Source organism: Bacteroidota bacterium, from assembly GCA_034439655.1.
Classification (GTDB): Bacteria; Bacteroidota; Bacteroidia; order UKL13-3; family UKL13-3; genus CANJUD01.
This window is the reverse complement of sequence record JAWXAU010000160.1, coordinates 1-20,551: the sequence shown is the minus strand read 5'-3', so window position 1 is coordinate 20,551 and position 20,551 is coordinate 1. Positions and strand designations below refer to the sequence as shown.

Genomic DNA, 20,551 nt, shown 5'->3' with positions numbered 1-20,551 from the left:
GGACTAATCCCGAATGCTTTCGGGATGTAGTTCGGCATTACCATTCTACAAACCAAATCCGCCACAGGCGGAGAACTATTTTAGGTTAAGAATTGGTATAAAACCTACAGGATTTTGGATTTAAAGAACAAATTTGCATGGTAAGAAGGGATAAGTGACTGACGCGAAATTTCAATAGTAGACTTTTATAATTGATGTTCGAAAAATCAGCCGCATGGCCTTACTCCTTATTCCTTACCCCCTTATTCCTACAAAATTCTTAATTTTGCGAATTTCAATATAATCTTCTTCGACCCGAATTGATCAAACTCAATCGTAGCTTTTCTTTCATCACCTTTGCCATCAAGTTCTATTACCTTTCCTGTTCCAAAACGCATATGTTGCACAGTCATACCCGCTTCTAGTTTGGAAGTATCTTCTGGAATAAAATCTTTTATAGCGGGAGGTGTGGGATGTTTCGGAATTATTTTTCCAATAGGATTATTAACGGGCGGTTTACCTTTGAATGCACCCACTTCTTTTTGAGAAAATTGTTTGGGCTGCGATTTTTGTCCAAAGAAAGCTCCCTTATTTTCAAAATCATCGAAGCCTCCAAAACCTGTTTTAAAATTAGGCTGCATCGTTATTGCCATTTCCACAAGTGACGGGTCTATTTCATTTAAAAAACGACTAGGTTCGCAATTGAGCAAACTACCAAAACGAAAACGTGTGGTCGCAAAACTTAAGGTTAATTTTTTGCGGGCACGCGTAATGGCTACATAAAACAATCTGCGTTCCTCTTCCAATTCTGCACGACTGCCCAAACTCATTTGCGAAGGAAATAAATTCTCTTCTAAACCTACTACAAATAAATTATCGAACTCCAACCCCTTGGATGAATGTATGGTCATCATTTGCACCACGTCCGTATCGGTGCTATCACTTTGATTATCGGTAAGCAATGCAATATTTTGCAAGTAAAATTCCAAGGTGCGAGGCATGGGTTCATTATCATATAATGATACTTCATCTTCTTCCACAAATTCTTTAATGCCACTTAATAATTCCTCTATATTTTCGTGGCGTGCCATTCCCTCCACAGTCTTATCATCATACAAATGTTTGAGTATACCACTATGCTTGGCAACATACATGGCAGTATCATACGCATTATTTTTTCTATTTTCGATAATAAAACTTTGTATTAAGGATCTAAAATCGGTGAGTTTTTTATAAGCACTTTTCAGGTCGGCATGTTGTTCTGCACTTTGTAATACTTCCCATAAAGATATATTTTTTGCATCGGCAATTGTTATAATATGCGTGAGTGTGGTATCGCCAATGCCGCGAGCTGGATAATTAATAATTCGCTTCAATGCCTCTTCATCATTGGGGTTTACGGTAAGTCTATAATATGCTAGTAAATCTTTTATTTCCTTGCGTTGGTAGAAACTCATACCGCCTACAATCTTATAGCCAATATTCGCTCTTCTGAAAGCTTCCTCTAGTGCACGACTTTGCGAATTGGTTCTATATAATACTGCGAAATCTTTATTATAAGAACGGTTTTGCATTTTGTGCTCAAACACACCCTCTGCCACAAGTTTGGCTTCTTCATTATCGCTAATGGCACGAATAATTTTAATCTTATCGCCCATTGCATTATCTGTCCAAACTTCTTTTTTAAGTTGGTCTTTATTATTTTTTATCACACCGCCCGATGCTTGTACAATGGTTTGTGTACTGCGATAATTTTGCTCCAGTTTAAATATTTTTGCCTCCTTATAATCCTTTTTAAAGTTTAATATATTTTCGATAGTAGCACCACGGAAAGCATAGATACTCTGGGCATCATCGCCCACCACACATATATTTTCATGCATGGCAGCAAGCCGTCTTACTATAACATATTGCGAATAATTTGTGTCCTGGTACTCATCCACCAATATATATTTAAATTTGTGCTGATACTTAGATAATGCATCCGGAAATTGTTTTAGAATTTTGTTCGTATTGAATAATAAATCATCAAAATCCATAGCCCCACTTTTAAAACAGCGACTTTGGTAACGCATATATATTTCACCCATCAATGGTCGTTGGGCACTCACATCATTGTCTTTTATTTCTGCATCTGCTGCATAGCCATCGGGCGATATTAAATTATTTTTGGCTGAAGAAATACGTGACAAAACCATGGAAGGTTTATATACTTTATCATCCAATTGCATTTCTTTCAATATAGATTTGATGAGGCTTTTGCTATCATCGGTATCATAAATCGTGAAGTTGCTGGGGTAACCCAAACGATGTGCTTCATAACGTAACAGTTTGGCAAATACAGAGTGAAAAGTTCCCATCCAAAGATTACGTGCCTCGGGGCCTACCACACCCTCTATACGTTCACGCATTTCACGTGCTGCTTTATTGGTAAACGTGAGGGACAAAATATTGAACGGGTCAACGCCCTTTTGCATAATATTGGCAATACGATAAGTGAGCACCCGTGTTTTGCCAGAACCCGCACCTGCCACTATCATCACTGCACCTTCGGTACACTCAACTGCGGCAAGCTGTTCGGGGTTTAAGTCTTTTAAATAATCCATACTATAATACACCACAAAATTACACCTGCCTTATGCCCTCTTGTAGCCAAGTTTTCAACAAGGTTATAAAGATTTCAGTTAAATACGAACTGGTGATTGGTAAGCCGCAAATCGGGCAATTTTTGTAACGGAATTTTCTTTAGGGCAGCCCGTGCTATAGTAACACTATCGGTAGCTGTAACAAATTGAAACGAATGGGAGAGTTGTACATTTTTTTGTGCAAAGGAAGCTTGGGAAATAAGAAGTATGATAATGATAATTGCGTTTTTCATTCATTTATTCTAACTTGCTTTTATATTTCAATTGGTTTTGTTGAATTTCCGTCTGCTTCAGCTTATTTCCGTCTGCTTTAGCTGACGGCTATTTTTTAAATATCGTTCCGAAAAACGCTTTCATATCATTCCACGAATTTGAATCGGCTTGTGCATTGTATTCGATGGGTATATTAAATTGCTTGCCCACACTACTTGATGCAGGATTGCTAAAGGCATGTGTAGCATTGGGATATGATTTGAAAGTATAATTTGCTTTTATCGAATCCATTTGTCTTTTGAAAGTAGAAATTTCTTCGGGACTCACAAATTTATCTGCTTCGCCATTGCAAACGAGTATTTTATTATGAAGTATATTTTTACTAATGGGAACTCCTTTCAGATTGCCATGAAAGCTAACAATACCTTTTAATTCCTTTTCTCCCAAACGTGCAAAATTTAATACCATGGCACCTCCAAAACAATAACCTATTGCCGCCATCTGCGTGGTGTCGGCAACACTATATGTTTTAATCTTGGCAATGGCGGCATCAAACCGTTTCTTGGCCATTTTGGGATTATCATATATCGGTCCCGATAAAAGTGAAGCACCTTCTGGATTATCGGCTGTTTGATTGTTTCCATATAAATCGACAGCAATGGCTAAATAACCTAATTGGGCCAATTGCCTTGCCCTGCTTTTGGCATAATCGTTCAAGCCCCACCACTCATGCACCACCAATACTACTGGCATTTTGGTTTTAATAGTTTCATCATATACTACAAACCCATTGAGTGCAGTAGTGTCAGCAATATAGGAAACGTTCTCTTCTAGCAAGTTTGATTTCACCACCACTACTTCTTTTTCTGGGATTTCCTTTGGTTTATCATTTTTGCAGCTTACAAAAAACAATAGTGATGCGGTGGTTATTAACAGTAGATATTTTATTGATTTCATGAGTGTATATATAATTGAGTGAACAATATTAGGGAATTATTTCTTTGTTTGCAAGTAATCGGAGCACTCGGCATGACGGTTATATACAAAGCCGAGTGAGGGATAGCAGCGAACCTGCCGCCGACAGACCGCAGTGCAGGTTTTGCGGCACGAGAACTTGTAGCGTAAAGCCCGACGCCGCTTCGGCGGCACGCCCAAAATAAAAAAATACTTGCATATACAATACACATTACTTTAATTGCATCAAGTTTCCGATGAAAATTCTCTCTATACATTATATAATATTTCTGCTATGTATGATAGCTTGCAATAGTAATGCTACAAAGGAAGAAACTGAAACAAAGACTGAGCAGAAGGACATCATGGTGAAAGCACCTGGCAAAGATGATATGATACTGTTGACGGACAGGCCAGCAAATTTGGAAACTCCTTTGTGGTATTTTAAATACGATTATACACCCAATAATGTATTCTTTGTACGTTGGCATTTAGCAAATATGCCATCGCGTGTGGATACAAATGAGTTCAGATTAAAAGTTGGGGGACATGTGAATCATAGTATATCATTATCCCTGCACGATTTAAAAACAAAATTTAAAACTTATACTATTATAGCTCTTGCGGCCTGTGCTGGCAATGCCCGTAGCCATTTCGACCCACAAGTGCCAGGCGGACAATGGAAAAATGGTGCGATGGGAAATGCAAAATGGACGGGTGTGAAACTAAAAGATATATTATATATGGCAGGTGTAAAAAATGGTGCGATTGAAGTATCATTTAATGGACTGGATGAACCACCCTTAGAATCTGTTCCTGATTTTGTGAAGTCATTAAAATTTGACCATGCCATAGATGGCGAGGTGATGGTGGCTTATGAAATGAATGATAAACCTTTGCCTTTATTAAATGGTTATCCGCTGAAACTAGTGGTTCCCGGATGGTATGCAACTTACTGGGTAGGCATGCTAAATGAAATAAAAGTATATAATGATACGTTTAAAGGATATTGGATGCAGAAGGCTTATCTTGTGCCCAAAGGTGTAAAAAATGGAGACGAAAAACATGATAACCTTGCCAAAGATTTGGTACCGATTAGCAAAATGGATGTGCGTTCTATATTTGTAAATCCAGAACCAAACACTATAATAAAAGCAAATGAAAATTGCGAATTGGAAGGATTGGCTTTTGATGGGGGTGATGGAATTAGCAAGGTAGAAATATCTATGGACAATGGCAAAACTTGGCATGCCACAAATCTAAATACAGAGCTGGGAAAATATGCATGGCGAAGATGGAAATATAATTGGAAACCAAATGCAGCCGGCAAATATATAATACGTGTGAAAGCCACGAACAGCCTAGGAGAAACACAACCAGCACATCAGTGGAACCGCAGTGGTTATATGCGAAACGAAATAGAAACTTTAACTATTACAGTGGAGTAAATGTCATTAACACAATTTAAAAAATATAGTACTAGTAAGTCTCCTCTCAGGGATTCGCCGCGGCGAATAGAGTGGCTAAAACATCAATACATAATTTTATTTGTAAGTATATTTAGTATATATAGTTCATCGTGCGGCGAGGGCAAAAAACCTATGATAGAAAACCCAAAAATAGAAGAACCCGCCAAAGAATTATCGGCCATTGAGCCATATATACCGCAAGCTGTGGGCATGAAAGCATTTCAAAGATATTGTCTCACTTGTCACTCTTCAAAATATATAGAAATGCAACCTAACTTTCCTGAGAAAACTTGGAAGAAAATAGTAGATAAAATGGTGAAGAATTTCGGTGCTCCGATTCCCGATGCGTCGGTGAGTATTATAGTGAAATATTTAGTTGATGTTAAAGGAACTAGGGATAAGGAGTAAGGAGCTGACGCCGTCCGCCGCGGCGGAGCCCTTATTCCTTATTCCTTACTCCTTTCTCCTACCTATCAAACCACTCTCTCCTCTTATTCAATTTCAAATCTTGCAGCAATGCCGACTTTGCTTTGATGGTGAACATATAGCGTCTATAAACTCCTGTAGGAACCCAATCGAAGCCCATATCCCAGCAATGGAGGTCGCGGTATATATTGATATTGGTAAATGTAATTTGTTTCAAACTAAAATCATAACCGGTGCTAAATCCTACTTTCCATTTCGGGGTGAGTTTTATATCACCGCTAAGCATTAAAGTAGGTTGTATTTTTGTTTGCTGCTCACCTATTGCAAGTGGATTATTATTATAATTAAATGTATATGATAAGTTCAAGTTCCAAGGTATATTATAATCTACAAAAATATCGGGGTTGGCAGTTATATATTGTTGCTCTGCACCAGAATCTTTATTTAGGGTGGAGTCATTCTTAGATTTCTTGGGTTTGGACTTAAAATCATCGGCAGTAATGCTCGCGGATAGAGCAAACCTCGCATTGGTGATTGTCCCAAACCTAAGTTTTTTTACATCTATATCATACTCATTTACACGTTGGGTAATACTATATTTATACGGATCGAGGGAGCTACCAAAAGTAACCGCCCACCGCTTGAATAATCGGGTAGAACCGCTAACACTCACGTTTGACATTTTGAAGGAATCTGCCAGAAAATTATAAGAACCATCGATGGTGAGATTTTCTATCAATGTTGTTTTCTTAACTTCAATTCCTGTATCAGTTTTATGTTTATACTTTGCTTCTATATTATTTGAAATATTTACATTCATAAATCCTTGTTCTCCTGCCCCTGGGCCACCATATATACCTTGTTCGAATATAGAATACTTTTGCGGATACAGTCCAATAGAATCGGGCCTATTATATTTATAAAACCCAAATTTGGTAGCCGAAAAATCGGGCCTATATCCAAAGGTGACGGATGGACGTATTACATGGCTCAAGCCCACCAACCCAAAACGGTTCACATTCATAATACCATATATAGCAGTATTAATTGATACTTGCCCGCCATAAGTATATCCGCGTTCGAAACCATTGTTATAAAAAGTATCCAATTTTTGCTTGGCCGTATTCCAAGTTTTGTTCACTGTTTTAAAATACCAAAATTCTTGATAATCGGCAGTGGGTGCTATATTCAAATATTTCAATATTTTAAAGGTGGGCAAATTGAGCGGGATTCTGTGTACCATCCCATTTTTGAGCAAGTACGGAATGGTATCTGGATTCTGAATAAGTATGGTATCTTTGGTACTTATTTGGTTTTTAAAATTCAGCGTATAACCAATACGGATATTCTCATAAAACTTGGGAAGACCCACCCTGTTTTTCTTTACAAATGGAGCAAAACTATTATAGGTAAAATTTATTTCGGGTAGCGTAAAATTGATATCATGGGTTTGCAAATTTTGGTCATGATTTAATGCCGTGGTCAAACTATATCTATTCTTTCGGTCGTTTTTTGTTAAGTTAACCGACGAGCGAATTATATTTTTGGTGATATCGGTATAATTAAATGCAGTAGAAGTTTGATAATAGTTTGATGAAGATAAATTAATATCCAAATTAAATGTATATCCTGGAATTCTTTTAGGATCAATCGTATGACGCCACGTAAAATTAAAATTGCGAATACGACTATAATCATCAGCTTTTTTATCACCAAAAACCAAGTTTCCATAAGCTAAAGTATAACCTCCAGCATACCGATAGTTGCGTTTGTACTGCTGAGCCAAAGTACCTTGCCAACTTCCATTAAAGTATATATCTCCCCGCACAGCCAAATCTACATAGTCGTTAATAGGTATATAATAACCTAAACCTTTTATATAATAACCTTGTGCCCTACTGTTGGCAAAACTGGGTGGCAAAATTCCACGTCTTTGTCCTTTCTTTATTGGGAAAAAACCAAATGGCAATACAACAGGTGTAGGCACATCGGCCACTACCAATTGTGCGGGACCACTTACTATTTGCTTGCCGGGAATTATCATCAACTCTTTGGCCATAATATAAAAGTGTGGATGCAAAGTATCGGTACAAGTTGAGTAACGAGCATTTTTTACATATAAATTATCGGCCGAATCTTTTTTTACTTGGTCGCCATGTATCAATCCATCACCTTCGGAGGTAACCAATCCATAAATTTTCCCCTTTTTGGTTACCATATTATAACTCATTTTATCGCAAACATAGTCTCGGTCACCATCGTTAAAAACCGGTCTATTATAGGAATTCCCCAAACTATCTTTACTCGGTTCCGCTGTAACGGTATTTGTCCCGAAATTTATTCGTATATAACCTGCATCCAATTTTACTTTTTCATAATCCACATGTGCCTTGCCCCACAGATGAAATTCTTTATGCTCTGCATCAAAGTAACTGGAATCGTCGAAGCTATAATTTACTTCAGATTTAACTGCGTCTTTGCTTTGAGGCAAGCCTAAAGTATCAGTATTATTGAGCGTGTCAGTGCCAATCAACGTATCCGTCTTAGTCTCTATATTGATGCGAATAGTGGTGTCTTTCTTCGCAATACTGTCTTTTTTGCTTTGAGCCATGCTGCCAAGTGAACAGAATAATATACAAGTAATGCACAACAAAACATATTTGGTGAAAAACACTAAATGTCCAAAACCTTTATTGGGCATAGTTTTGCGGAAAGTAAAAAAAATAGATTTTAATCCCTTTTGCAAATTAGTGGTATATAAATTGAACTTGGACAATAGAAAATGATTTTGCAAAAATACAAATACCTTGCCCATGCTGCCCTCATTCTTTTTATTGGATTTGCTTGGGCTGCTTTTAAAGTGCCTGCTCGCAAGCCTGGAACGGAAATAAAAGTGTTGGTAATTGATGCGGGGCACGGGGGTTACGACCATGGTTGTATGTACGGCGGGGCCAACGAAAAAGATATTACGCTTTCCATCAGCAATAAGTTAGGCAAATTAATTAGCGACAGTTTTAAAAACATCAAGGTAATTTATATAAGACAATCCGACAGCTTTGTTGAGCTGCATGAGCGTGCAGAAATTGCCAATAAAAATAATGCCGATTTCTTTTTATCTGTCCATGTAAATGCAAGTACCAGTCCGAGTGCCTACGGAACCGAGACTTATGCTATGGGATTGCACAAAACTGCGGGCAACTTATCGGTAGCCAAACGCGAAAATGCTTCCATCCTTTTAGAGAATGATTATAAAAGCAATTACGATGGCTTCGACCCCAGCAGTGCTGAGGGACATATTATATTCAGCCTTTACCAAAACCAATTTCTCAAACGAAGTTTGGATATGGCCGCTCAAGTAGAACAAAATTTTAAAAAGCTGAACCGCTACAGCCGTGGCGTGAAACAAGCAGGCTTTCTGGTACTTTGGAAAACTTCGATGCCCAGTGTATTGGTGGAAACAGGTTACCTCAGCAACCACATAGAACGCAAATACCTCACTTCATGCAGCGGACAAGACAGTACCGCCATGGGAATTTTCAGGGCGTTTATAGGATATAAGAACATGGTGGAGGGGAGGAAGTAGGGACTTTACTGTTAGTTCTTCAGAGATTTACCACTGATGATTCGGTAAAGTTAAACACCATTATTTGAAACTTTAAAGAACACTATATAAGTACTTTTATAAGCTACACTTTTGTAATTTTGAAAATCTTTTTATCTAGAGTTTCTAATTGATATGCCAAATTTATTGAGTTCTTCATAGAATCTAATTAAACCACTAATATACTTAATGCCTGTGGCAGGGTTTTGTCTTTCTATTGCAATATATTGAAGAATTCTTTCAATATCCTTACCTGCACTAGGCTTCCATTTTACAGCAATCTCGCCCATTCCCTCACTTTAAGTTTTAGCTCTTTGGTAGTTATACCCTCTGATTCGTCTGAATCCATTTCTGCCACGATCAGTTTTCTCTCCTTTTCAGTCAAAGGCCTACTTCCAGTAACTTCTGGTGAAAAGCCTTGTTCAGGCATTACCACAAAATTTTGCCCGTCTATTCTTATTGATGTAAACATAAAGCATAAGTAATTATTATACCTATTCATAAACTAAAATAGTTCTCCGACTGTGGCGGACTTAGTTTTTAGAAGGTTATACCAATTCTTAACCTAAAATAGTCTTTGGACTATTTTAGGTTTGTAGAATGATAATGCCGAACTACAATACATTTAGTCCCTTTCTTTTGGACTATTATATATTGAGTGTCGGTATTAGTTATTGGATTATAAAGGCAAATATATATTTTGATTGTAACCAATCATTTTTACTTTGCGTTACAAAGTCCTTTTAAAAACTAAAATAAAAATGAGTACAATTAATTTAATCACACCCTTGCTTAGAAACAAGGAAGAAACTATTTCGAGGATGCTTTACAAAGTATCATCAGGCAAAGAAATTACCAGGTTGCTTTCATTAAGCATAGCCATGTTTGCCGTCTTTGGATTTTTAATCGGGGCATCGCAAGGTATTGAACAGACTTTTTCTTCTGCTGTCAAATTGCCTTTGCTTTTTTATTTCACCTCCTTTATATGTTTCCCAACTTTGTTTTTCTTTATGTTATTCTTTGGGGCGAAGCAACATTTCAACCAGTTACTTTCGTTCATTGTATTATGCAATACTTATATAGCTTTGGTATAGGCAGTATTTGCTCCCTTAAGTTTCTTCTTCCTTATTGCGGGCTATAGTTATGCATTGTTACAATTTATTAATATATTAATTTTTGTAGTTGCGGGCTTAACAGGAATATATCTTTTCTACCGAGAAATGAAAAAAATTACGCATAATCTCGATCTAGAAAATCCTGATAAAAAGTATGCTACAAAAGGAATGATATTTTTAAAATCGTGGTCACTGATGTTTGCAATTATAGGATTGCAATTATCCTTTACTTTAAGTCCATTCTTTGGTTTGCGTGGCACGCCCTTTATGTTTATCATCAATGAAAACGCAAACTTTTTTTCTAATATGATGCAGACTATTGCGGAGTTATTTGTGAGGTAGATTATTTTACGCTAACAAATTTTTTCTCTGCTTCAAGTTGTTCTATTAATTCGTTGGTGCGTTTGTCCCATTGAACCAATTTCAGCTTATTATTTGCATTATAGTTTATATTAATATCCTCACCGCTTTTGTATTCAAGTTCAAAATAATTGAAATATTTTTCAATAGTATCATTCTGATCATATATAATAATCTCTCTGCCGCAATAATGATATATCGAAATAGTTGCTGGGAATATTATAGCACTCCCACTATCACGATTGCTTGTAATTTTATGGTTCTCTTTTACTTCCGTTTGAAATGGATGAACTTCTTCATCTTTTATTGTGTCTTTAAACTTTTCATAAAAATCAAAGAAATTACTATTTGTAATTTTGAATTCAGCATATTGAATGCAACCATCAAATTTTTTAATGTAACTTTCTGCCGCATTTTTCCAAAAAATATAGATAACATTACCACACTTATGAGGTATCATACTTTCACAATAATGTTTTGTATAAATTATTTTAGAAACACCATTGTTATTTAGTTTTACAGTAAAGTTATTTACAATAGAATCAAGCCTATCAATTTGACCAAATTGCCTTCGTTGCCCATGAGATTTCTCAAATATAAAAAGTATTAAAGCAAAAAGAATATATAGTTTCTTCATATTTAGGTATGAAAAAACACTATACCCCTTTAACCAACTCCACCAATTTATCTACCTCATCCATATTATTATATATATGTGTAGAAACGCGGAGTGAGTTCAATCCATTCTCGGCTACGCTGCGAATGCGTATATCATTTTTGGCAGCAAGGTTATAAAAATCTGTGTATACGACACCTTTAATTCTAAAGCCAACAACTGCTCCACGGCTAGCATCTTCGGTGGGCGTCAGCATTTCTATTTTATCACCTATAGCCAATAATTTGTTTTGCAATTGTGTGGCCAACCCTCTACTGCGTTTTTCTACGCGGTCCATTCCTATATAATTCATAAAATCGATTGCTGCATCCACGCCTCTATATAATGCCACATTCTGTGTTCCATAATAATAACGATGTGCCGTTGCAGCATAAGGACTGTAGGTTGGCGGCGTCTTCAACATATCCCAACCTGTATCGCTGCCCCCACCAACAAACAAAGTTTGCAAAGTATCGAGCATATCTTTTCTCACATATAAAAATCCAGTTCCCTTGGGACCGAGTAACCATTTGTGCGTACAAGTTGTATAAAAATCGCAACCCATATCATGCAAGTCTAGTTTCAACATTCCGGGTCCATGAGCACCATCAATACAGGAAAATATATTTTTATCTTTGGCTAATTTGCAAATTTCCTTAATCGGTAAAATTTGTCCGATGGTACAAGGAATATGCGGCACTGCAATCACTTTTGTTTTTTTGGTAAGGACATCATTAATACGTTGCAAAGTTTCGGCAGCGGTTTTGGCAGGCGTAAATACTTTTATAACAATACCATCAAGTTTGGCTCTGTTAAGCCAAGGCGTAGCATTGCCTACATGCTCATGTGTTGTCAAAATTACTTCATCGCCTTTTTTTAGTGGAACTCCCCAGGCCACTATATTAATGCCATCTGTTACATTATGTGTGAGTGCAATTTCATCGGGGAGAGCACCCACAAATCCTGCAATTTTATCGGCAGTTTTTTCCCAGCCTCCGTAATTTCCTTGTATATCATTATCACGCATGGCTTCATGCACCGCATTAATAACGGGGTAAGGAGAAGGACCCATCGTTCCATTATTCAAATAAATTTTTTCTTTGCTCAAAGGAAATTGGTTACGTATAAGTTTCCAAAACTTTTCTTCGTCACTATCTAATAACTGAGGCGAAGGCATGGAAACAGCGGCATCCATATTGTTAGCAAATGCTATAGCTAATGTGCCCATAGCAGTTTTGCGGATAAAGTCTCTACGATTTTGCATGTTGATTTTGGTATTGGGTTAGGGGGGCGAAGTAAGTGAATAAATTGCAAATAACTTCCATCGTTTTCATTGGACTTATTCAATTAATATTGTTGCAGAAATGCAACAGATACTTTTTTACTTGAAAAATAGTCCGCTGCGGCAGAAAGTTCAGTTGTAATATATATATATAATACTTCAGAAAAAAAAATTTGACCCTGCACCATGAAACTGAGCCACAGTGATATCGTTACCCTTATTACGTCGTTAGGGGTAATGCTTATTTTATCACGTTTTGTGGGGGAATTTGCACGGAAGTTTAAATTCCCCTTGGTAGTAGGTGAAATTATTACAGGGATTATTTTAGGCAAAACAATTCTGGGGCATTTCAAACCTGTATGGGGCGATCACTTATTCCCCAGTGTTGGAAATGTGCCACTTGCACTTAATGGTATCACTTCGCTTTCGGTAATTATGCTTCTGTTTGTGGCGGGCATGGAAGTGGAATTGCATATATTGCGAAAAAACGGGAAGCGTGCACTCCTTGCCAGTATGGGAGGCTTCCTAATGCCCATGGCGGTAGGTATATTATTGGGATATTTTTTCACTGATTACTTCCATATTGAACAAGCTAATAAAAAAGTATTCGCCTTGTTTTTGGGAACTGCATTAAGTATTACAGCGTTGCCCGTAATAGCCCGCACCTTGCTCGACTTGGGGTTATATAAAACCCATATCGGCAGCATTGTAATAGCCGCTGCCATGATAGATGATTTGATGGGCTGGCTTATTTTTAGTATTGTACTCAGTTTAATACAAACGCATAAGGAAGCCACTTTTGCTTTATGGCAAACAATAGCACTCACTTTTGCTTATGCTATCGTTATTTTGACTGGTGCAAAATGGCTGATTGATAAATCACTCCCTTGGTTTCAGAAAAAATTTTCTTGGCCAGGCGGTGTTTTAAGTATGGCATTCGGACTCTGTTTTTTGGGTGCGGCCTTTACAGAATATATAGGAATACATGCGGTGTTCGGAGCATTTATTTTCGGTATTGCATTTGGCGATAGCAAACACCTCACTTACGATGCACGAAATATTATATATCAATTTGTGACAAATATTTTCGCCCCGTTGTTTTTTGTTTCTATAGGTTTGCGTCTCGATTTTATTGCCCATTTCGATTGGCATATAACTGCATTAATTTTAATTGCTGCAATTACCACCAAATTATTGGGAGCAACTTTAGGATCCTATATAGGCGGACTCAATATAAAAGAATCCTTAGCTGTGGGATTTGGGATGAACGCCCGTGGAGCCATGGAAATTATTTTAGCAAATTTGGCTTTCGAGGCTAAACTTATTAATGAAACTATATTTGTAGCACTCATAATCATGGCAATAGTTACCAGTTTACTTGCTGGACCTATGATGCAGATTTTTTGTAAAGGAATTGTGAAAAATTCCGAACCGCGATTCCCCGATTTGAAAGATACCTTTTAATAGTATTATATATAATATTGTAAGCATGCCGAAAGTATATTATATATAAACCAAAATAAACTATATAATGTTGCTAAAAAAAATTGCATATAGTCTTTTTGTGATGTTGGGAGTTGTGATACTCGTATTTACCTTGTTCAATGCCACAGCAGGCGGAGCAGCCATGGACGCTCTTGGACAACGAAGTGATAAGGCAAGTCAACAAGCTTTGGAAATAGAATTTGGACTTAACCAACCCTTTTCAGAAAGACTCGTTACTTACATAAATGACCTCAGTCCAATTTCATTTCATACAGATGATAAAACAAATACAGAAAAATACAATTGGGCAAAAATAATCAGTGTAGGAAAAAGTGCTGTTGTATTCAAGTGGCCGTATCTACGTCGCTCGTTTGTGAGCAAAAAACCAGTAGGAGAAATATTGGAACCCGCAATCAAATGCACAGCTATTCTAGCATCGGCGGCCATGTTATTGGCTATTTTCGGTGGTATATATTTGGGTATTATATGTGCACTTAAACAAAATACTTGGGTCGATAAATTATTACTCACTATCACAAATTTGGGTGTTTCTATCCCTTCTTTTTTTGCGGCAGTGCTTATTGCTTGGTTGTTTGGATACTTATGGTCGAGCTATACTGGCCTTAGCATGACCGGAAGTCTATATGATTTTGATTTTGAAACAGGACGCCATATTGTATGGGCAAATTTGATATTACCTGCTATTACTTTGGGCATTCGTCCGCTATCAGTTATTACACAATTAACACGTAATAGTATGCTCGATGCCATGGGCATGGATTATGTACGAACCGCCCGTGCCAAGGGCTTGAGCGAATACCGTGTATTGGTTTACCATGCTTTGCGTAATGCCCTTAACCCTGTTTTAACTGCAGTTTCTGGATGGTTTGCAAGCTTAATGGCGGGAGCCTTTTTTGTAGAATTTGTATTCAACTATCGTGGACTGGGAATGGTAACTGTGGATGCTTTGGAAAAAAACGATTTGCCTGTGGTGATGGGTGCAGTAGTAACAGTAGCGTTTTTATTTGTGCTTATAAATTTGTTGGTCGATTTGTTATATGCCAGATTAGACCCGAGATTGAGGTAAGCTAGAAGTAGGAAGACCGAAGCTAGAAGTTTTATAGATTCCAACCTTATAAAAAGCTAGAAGTCCGAAGTCAGAAGTTTTATATATTCCAACCTTATAAAAAGCTAGAAGTCTGAAGCCAGAAGTCAGAAGTTTTATATATTCCAACCTTATAAAAAGCTAGAAGTCCGAAGTCAGAAGTTTTATATATTCCAACCTTATAAAAAGCTAGAAGTCTGAAGCCAGAAGTTTTATATATTCCAACCTTATAAAAAGCTAGAAGTCTGAAGCCAGAAGTTTGAAATCTACTACTCTCACTTCAAACTTCCTTCGCCGCGGCGAACCTACTTCCTGCTTCAAACTTCCTGCTTCAAACTTCCTACTTCAAACTTCCCACTTCCTTCGCCGCGGCGAACCAACATCAAACTTCAAACTTCCAACTTCGGGCTTTCATCTTTATACTAACTACTTTATACTTCATCCTTAGGTATTATATTTGCAGCACTATATCATTATGTCCAATATCAATTTCAATCGTACCAAAATAGTAGCCACGATAGGCCCAGCAACCAGTAGTTACGAAAACCTCACCAAACTTATAGAATCAGGAGCCAATGTATGCCGTCTCAACTTCTCTCACGGTAGCTACGAAGACCACCGACAAGTGATACAAAATGTGCGGGATTTCAACCATGCCACGCATAATAATATATGTATATTGCTCGACTTGCAAGGCCCTAAACTCCGTGTGGGCGATATGGGCCCCGATGGCGTGTATCTCATAGAAGGCTCCACCCTTACTGTTACCAATCAACCCATTATAGGCACACCACAAAAAATATATGTAAACCATACCAATCTTCCAGCCGAGGTGAAAATAGGAGAACATATACTACTCGACGATGGCAAAATACACCTTCAAGTACTTTCGACTGATGGCCTAAATAATATAGAAACGAAAATTATATATGGTGGGCTGCTTACTTCCAAAAAAGGATTTAACCTGCCACAAACCAATACGTCTTTGCCCTGCCTCACCGAAAAAGATTTGGCAGATCTCGATTTTGGATTGCAACATAATGTGGAATGGATAGGGCTTTCCTTCGTTCGCAAAGCATCCGATATTATAGAATTAAAACAGATTATAGAAAGTAAAGGCAAGACCACCCGTGTGATTGCCAAGATAGAAAAACCAGAAGGTGTTCAAAACTTCGATGAGATATTACAAGTAACCGATGGCGTTATGGTAGCTCGTGGCGACTTGGGTGTGGAGATGAAAATGGAAGAGGTGCCTGTTATACAAAAACATATTATAAAGAGTTGTATTTTGGCTGGTAAACCTGTAATAGTTGCAACGCAAATGATGGAGAGTATGATAAAGAATCCTACGCCCACACGAGCCGAAGTAAATGATATTGCCAACTCTGTTTTTGATGGAGCAGACGCAGTAATGCTAAGTGCAGAGACCTCTGTAGGAGCATACCCATTTGAAGCAGTACAGAAAATGAGTGAAATTATTGCACAGGTAGAAAAAGAAAATGAAGTGTATTTTAAAGGCAAAAAACCTACATCCGATTCACCACTTTTCTTGAGCGACGAAATATGTTTTACCGCATGCCGCATGAGTGACCATTTAGGTGCAAAAGCCATTGTTGGCATGACTTATTCGGGTTATACAGGATATAAAATATCAAGCTTTAGACCCAAAGCAAATATATTTATTTTTACCAGTAATATACCTTTGCTCAATACACTTAGTTTGGTGTGGGGTGTGCGTGGTTTATATTATAATAAATACGAAAGCACCGATCAAACTTTTAGCGACCTTATTGAGATACTCAAGGTAAAAGGATTTGTATCACACGGTGATATCGTGATCCATACTGCCAGTATGCCCATACATGAAAAACAACGTACCAATGCTATAAAAGTAAGTATGGTATAATCCTTTGATATCAGCCGCGGCAGACAGGATGTCAACTGTCAGTCTATCCGCCACGGCGTATATCGAAGACTATTCAGACCGAAATAAAAATATAAAATATAAAATAACCCTGTGCCCAGCATTATAAATAAAAAAGCAAAATTCGAATATGAATTTATTGACCGTTACAAGGCGGGCATTGCTTTAACGGGCACTGAAGTTAAATCTGTTCGTGCAGGAAATGTAAATATGGGTGATGCATTTTGTACTTTTTTTAAAGGCAATTTGATATTGAGAAATTTGCATATTGGTGTATATAAACAAGGCAGTTACAATAACCATGAACCCATGCGTGAAAGGGTTTTATTATTAAAAAAACCTGAACTCAAAAAACTATTAAACAAAACAAAAGAAAAAGGATTAACCATTGTTCCCATTGAAATATTCTTCTCGGAAACTGGTTATGCTAAAATTGAAATAGCCCTAGCCCGCGGCAAAAAAACCTATGATAAAAGAGACGACCTCAAACAAAAAGATATAAAGCGAAATACAGACCGAGAATTGGCTTAGGACTTCTTCTTCTTAAATATCATTTGTACTATAATACCAAGGTCTTTGTCCACCGAGTAATTCTTGGCATATAATAAATTTATCTTCTCAAAAGTTTTCCCATTTTCGGGCAACGCTCCTACCACATCGGCAGGTGAAAATACACCCGGTTTCAATGAGGGCAGTCCGTCGGCTTTACCTACACCAGCATAGCCCACCCAAGTCCTTTTATTGATAAATACCTGCCATGCATATTGCAGAATATGAAATTTGAAACCTTGAAGTATAATGGCTAGAGGTGATACAATAATTGCTATGATAGCTATCAAAATATCAAACGCTCTCTTCAGCCTTTTATTACCTTGCTGCGATAATTCTAAATGTATTTCGATGGTATAAAAATCTCCGCGTGAATTTTTGGAATTGCTACCAATCACAAACAAACTTTCTTCGGGCACTATCTTATAATCTACATGCCGGGCATTACTATTACCCATAAAAGTTATAATATCTTTGGCTTTAATATCCTTCGAGCAAAATATAACTTCGCTAATACTAAATACTTCTATTAGTTGGGGCAACTGGGCCATATAGCCTATTATACGGTCATCATCTTTTGCAGCTTTTTCGGGTGTCACGATGCCTAAAGTTTTTACAGGTGCTGCCAGTTTTTCCAATAAATTTTTAACACGGATGGCTTCATCCAAATCACCAACTATTAACGCATTTTTTTCTTTGCCCCATCGGGGTATCAAACTTTTATATATAAGGCCATTGATTACTAATCTTTCTATAATACATATCGTAAATGCTCCCACACCTCCCAATAAAATTAATGCACGACTAAACCTAATTTCCAGCGGTGCAAATGCATAAAATACAGCCACTGCTAAAGTACCAGTTATAATACCTCTGCCCAGGCTCAGCAGGCCTGCATTGCTTCTGTAACCTCCATTCAAATATATACCCAATACCCACAATATGCTATATATAGGTGCATTCACTTTAAAAAATTCTGCGGGATAATAACCTCCATTCGGGTATCGCTGTGTTTCCCAAAATTGTATCAATATATATAGGGAGGCAAAACAAAGCAATCCTTCCAAAACTGGTCGCCACAACATATATATAAATCTTTGTACAATTGCCAATCCTGCTCGAAGGTATATGGCCATATTAATCAACAAACCAAACAGCCCTGCCTTGTTTCTTTGAAAATGCTTCTGGGCAAAAATGGCCATCGCCTTATAAAATACCAGTACATAGTTTACCGAACTTTTCTTAGTACTCTCTCCTTTGTAATGTATAATAGTAGAACCCGGATAATAATAATTTTTGTACCCAGCTTGTGTAATACGATAACTCAAATCAACATCTTCGCCATACATAAAAAAGGTTTCATCGAGTGCACCAATTTTATCCAACAACGATTTTCGCAACATCATAAATGCACCAGAAAGTACATCGATTTCATGTGTTTCATTTTGGTCCAAATACCCCAAATGGTAAGCCCCGAATACTTTCGATTTTGGGAATAATTTTGACAATCCAAACATTTTGTATAATGCCACACTGGGCGAAGGCAAGCCACGTTTGCTTTCGGGTAAATATTTTCCTCCCCCGTCCACCATCATCACACCCAAGCCACCAGCATCAGCATGCGAATCCATAAACTCTATAGTTTTGGCAAATGTATCATCCTGAACAACTGTATCAGGATTCAGTAAAAGTATATAATCTCCTTTTGCAATTTTTATGGCTTGGTTATTTCCTTTCGAAAAGCCAACATTTTCTTTGTTGGCTATAATATGAAACTCAGGAAATTTTTCAGCGACCATCTGCACCGACCCGTCTACAGAATTATTATCAACCACAAATACTTCAACTGCAAGCCCTTTTGATGCATGCCTCACAGATAGAAGACACTGCTCCAAGAAATACTTTACATTGTAATTAACTATTATTACTGATAATTTCAATTTATAGTTATGCTAGTGATTGAGTTGAGTTTTGATTCAATAATATTATAATTAGGGTGGAACAGATAATATACATGACCGTTATTTTAGTAAAAAGGTTGCAAACTTAGGCCATATTAAATAAAAAAGTCGACTTCAAAAAGCCGACTTAAGAAATATAGCAGTCAAAATGCATTATGGTTTGGGAGGAGTCGGCTGTATAACGGGTGGTTGAGGTTTGGGAGTATTTTCAACAAAACCTTTTAAAGTGAGCACCACTGAAGATGTTTTACCATTGGAGGTAACAGTAACTATTTTATTGAATACACCTGGGCGACCGTTTGAATCGAAAGTAGCTGTAACTACAGCAGTTTTTCCTGGGGCAATCGGTTCTTTAGGCCAAACTGGAGTTGTACAACCACAACCTCTTTGTACATCTGAAATTATTAAAGGTTCTTTGCCTATGTTTTTAAATTTGAATTCAAAGGTAGCTTGGGTACCTTCTTTAATGTTCCCAAAATCGTGAAGGGTTTCTTCAAATTGAATTTCGGCTTGATTTGGGTTAACAACCTTTGCGGCTGGAGTTTGTGCTTTAACGCCTATTATCATAGCGAAAGCAAAGGCAGAGAGGAATGTTATTTTTTTCATGCTATTTATATTTATTTTTTGATGTGTGATCCCAAATCCAACTATTATACCAAAATCCAGTTTAATACCATTTCTTAAACTATAATAGTTATCCGCCTGTGGCGGATAAGTTTTTAGAATGGCAATGCCGAACTACATCCCGAAAGCCCCGCTTAATCCCGATAATTATCGGGATGCGGGGGGATTAGTCCCTTTCTTTTGGACTATTATATATTGAGTTTC

General features: G+C 37.3%; 18 protein-coding genes. 9 read left to right on the top strand and 9 right to left on the bottom strand.

The genetic code is table 11. The annotated features are described in order from the left end of the window. Positions 1-248: 248 nt before the first annotated feature. The 3 genes from SGJ10_11980 to SGJ10_11970 all read right to left on the bottom strand — a co-directional run bounded on the left by SGJ10_11980 (position 249) and on the right by SGJ10_11970 (position 3,794). Positions 249-2,585 carry a 3'-5' exonuclease gene (locus SGJ10_11980; GenBank protein ID MDZ4758839.1) on the bottom strand — a complete coding sequence of 779 codons (2,337 nt, stop codon included), beginning with the start codon at positions 2,583-2,585 and terminating at the stop codon, positions 249-251. A gap of 74 nt (positions 2,586-2,659) precedes the next feature. After that, positions 2,660-2,857, bottom strand: a complete 198-nt coding sequence (locus SGJ10_11975; GenBank protein ID MDZ4758838.1) for a hypothetical protein — start codon at positions 2,855-2,857, stop codon at positions 2,660-2,662. A gap of 88 nt (positions 2,858-2,945) precedes the next feature. Beyond that, a complete protein-coding gene (locus tag SGJ10_11970; protein MDZ4758837.1) occupies positions 2,946-3,794 on the bottom strand; it encodes a dienelactone hydrolase family protein in 849 nt (282 codons plus the stop codon). Positions 3,795-4,048: 254 nt separating this feature from the next. On the opposite strand from SGJ10_11970, the gene SGJ10_11965 reads away from it, so the two are divergent. Then, positions 4,049-5,239: a molybdopterin-dependent oxidoreductase gene (locus tag SGJ10_11965; GenBank protein ID MDZ4758836.1), complete on the top strand. Its 1,191-nt coding sequence runs from the start codon at positions 4,049-4,051 to the stop codon at positions 5,237-5,239. Beyond that, a complete protein-coding gene (locus SGJ10_11960; protein ID MDZ4758835.1) occupies positions 5,240-5,668 on the top strand; it encodes a hypothetical protein in 429 nt (142 codons plus the stop codon). A gap of 58 nt (positions 5,669-5,726) precedes the next feature. Here SGJ10_11960 and SGJ10_11955 read toward each other — a convergent pair whose 3' ends face one another. Beyond that, positions 5,727-8,462, bottom strand: coding sequence for a putative LPS assembly protein LptD (locus tag SGJ10_11955; protein MDZ4758834.1), 2,736 nt, complete (start codon positions 8,460-8,462; stop codon positions 5,727-5,729). Positions 8,463-8,474: 12 nt separating this feature from the next. Between SGJ10_11955 and SGJ10_11950 the strand changes: the two genes are divergently transcribed. Then, a complete protein-coding gene (locus SGJ10_11950) occupies positions 8,475-9,269 on the top strand; it encodes an N-acetylmuramoyl-L-alanine amidase (GenBank protein ID MDZ4758833.1) in 795 nt (264 codons plus the stop codon). 289 nt (positions 9,270-9,558) lie between these two features. On the opposite strand, the gene SGJ10_11945 is transcribed toward SGJ10_11950, so the two are convergent. Beyond that, a complete protein-coding gene (locus tag SGJ10_11945; GenBank protein MDZ4758832.1) occupies positions 9,559-9,759 on the bottom strand; it encodes a hypothetical protein in 201 nt (66 codons plus the stop codon). Positions 9,760-10,048: 289 nt separating this feature from the next. Here SGJ10_11945 and SGJ10_11940 point away from each other — a divergent pair, with 289 nt between their 5' ends. Both SGJ10_11940 and SGJ10_11935 read left to right on the top strand, forming a co-directional pair. After that, positions 10,049-10,381: a hypothetical protein gene (locus SGJ10_11940; protein ID MDZ4758831.1), complete on the top strand. Its 333-nt coding sequence runs from the start codon at positions 10,049-10,051 to the stop codon at positions 10,379-10,381. A 54-nt stretch (positions 10,382-10,435) separates the two neighbouring features. After that, positions 10,436-10,744 carry a hypothetical protein gene (locus SGJ10_11935; GenBank protein MDZ4758830.1) on the top strand — a complete coding sequence of 103 codons (309 nt, stop codon included), beginning with the start codon at positions 10,436-10,438 and terminating at the stop codon, positions 10,742-10,744. A gap of 1 nt (position 10,745) precedes the next feature. Here the strand turns inward: SGJ10_11935 and SGJ10_11930 are convergent, their stop codons facing one another. Together SGJ10_11930 and SGJ10_11925 are read right to left on the bottom strand one after the other, a co-directional pair. Next, positions 10,746-11,399, bottom strand: a complete 654-nt coding sequence (locus tag SGJ10_11930) for a hypothetical protein (protein ID MDZ4758829.1) — start codon at positions 11,397-11,399, stop codon at positions 10,746-10,748. Positions 11,400-11,418: 19 nt separating this feature from the next. Next, positions 11,419-12,681 (bottom strand): aminotransferase class V-fold PLP-dependent enzyme, encoded by a 1,263-nt coding sequence (locus SGJ10_11925; protein MDZ4758828.1) that lies wholly within the window; start codon positions 12,679-12,681, stop codon positions 11,419-11,421. A gap of 204 nt (positions 12,682-12,885) precedes the next feature. Between SGJ10_11925 and SGJ10_11920 the strand changes: the two genes are divergently transcribed. From SGJ10_11920 to smpB, 4 genes are all read left to right on the top strand, one after another. Continuing rightward, positions 12,886-14,163 (top strand): cation:proton antiporter, encoded by a 1,278-nt coding sequence (locus SGJ10_11920; GenBank protein MDZ4758827.1) that lies wholly within the window; start codon positions 12,886-12,888, stop codon positions 14,161-14,163. A 67-nt stretch (positions 14,164-14,230) separates the two neighbouring features. After that, complete coding sequence (locus SGJ10_11915) at positions 14,231-15,271, top strand: ABC transporter permease (protein ID MDZ4758826.1); 1,041 nt, start codon at positions 14,231-14,233, stop codon at positions 15,269-15,271. Positions 15,272-15,764: 493 nt separating this feature from the next. Next, positions 15,765-17,195 carry a pyruvate kinase gene (gene pyk, locus SGJ10_11910; protein MDZ4758825.1) on the top strand — a complete coding sequence of 477 codons (1,431 nt, stop codon included), beginning with the start codon at positions 15,765-15,767 and terminating at the stop codon, positions 17,193-17,195. Between the two features lie 111 nt (positions 17,196-17,306). Further along, positions 17,307-17,744, top strand: coding sequence for an SsrA-binding protein SmpB (gene smpB / locus SGJ10_11905; GenBank protein ID MDZ4758824.1), 438 nt, complete (start codon positions 17,307-17,309; stop codon positions 17,742-17,744). Here smpB and SGJ10_11900 read toward each other — a convergent pair. Together SGJ10_11900 and SGJ10_11895 are read right to left on the bottom strand one after the other, a co-directional pair. Beyond that, a complete protein-coding gene (locus SGJ10_11900) occupies positions 17,741-19,702 on the bottom strand; it encodes a glycosyltransferase (protein MDZ4758823.1) in 1,962 nt (653 codons plus the stop codon). The genes smpB and SGJ10_11900 overlap by 4 nt on opposite strands. 174 nt (positions 19,703-19,876) lie before the next feature. Next, positions 19,877-20,329 carry a DUF1573 domain-containing protein gene (locus SGJ10_11895; protein ID MDZ4758822.1) on the bottom strand — a complete coding sequence of 151 codons (453 nt, stop codon included), beginning with the start codon at positions 20,327-20,329 and terminating at the stop codon, positions 19,877-19,879. Positions 20,330-20,551: the final 222 nt, after the last annotated feature.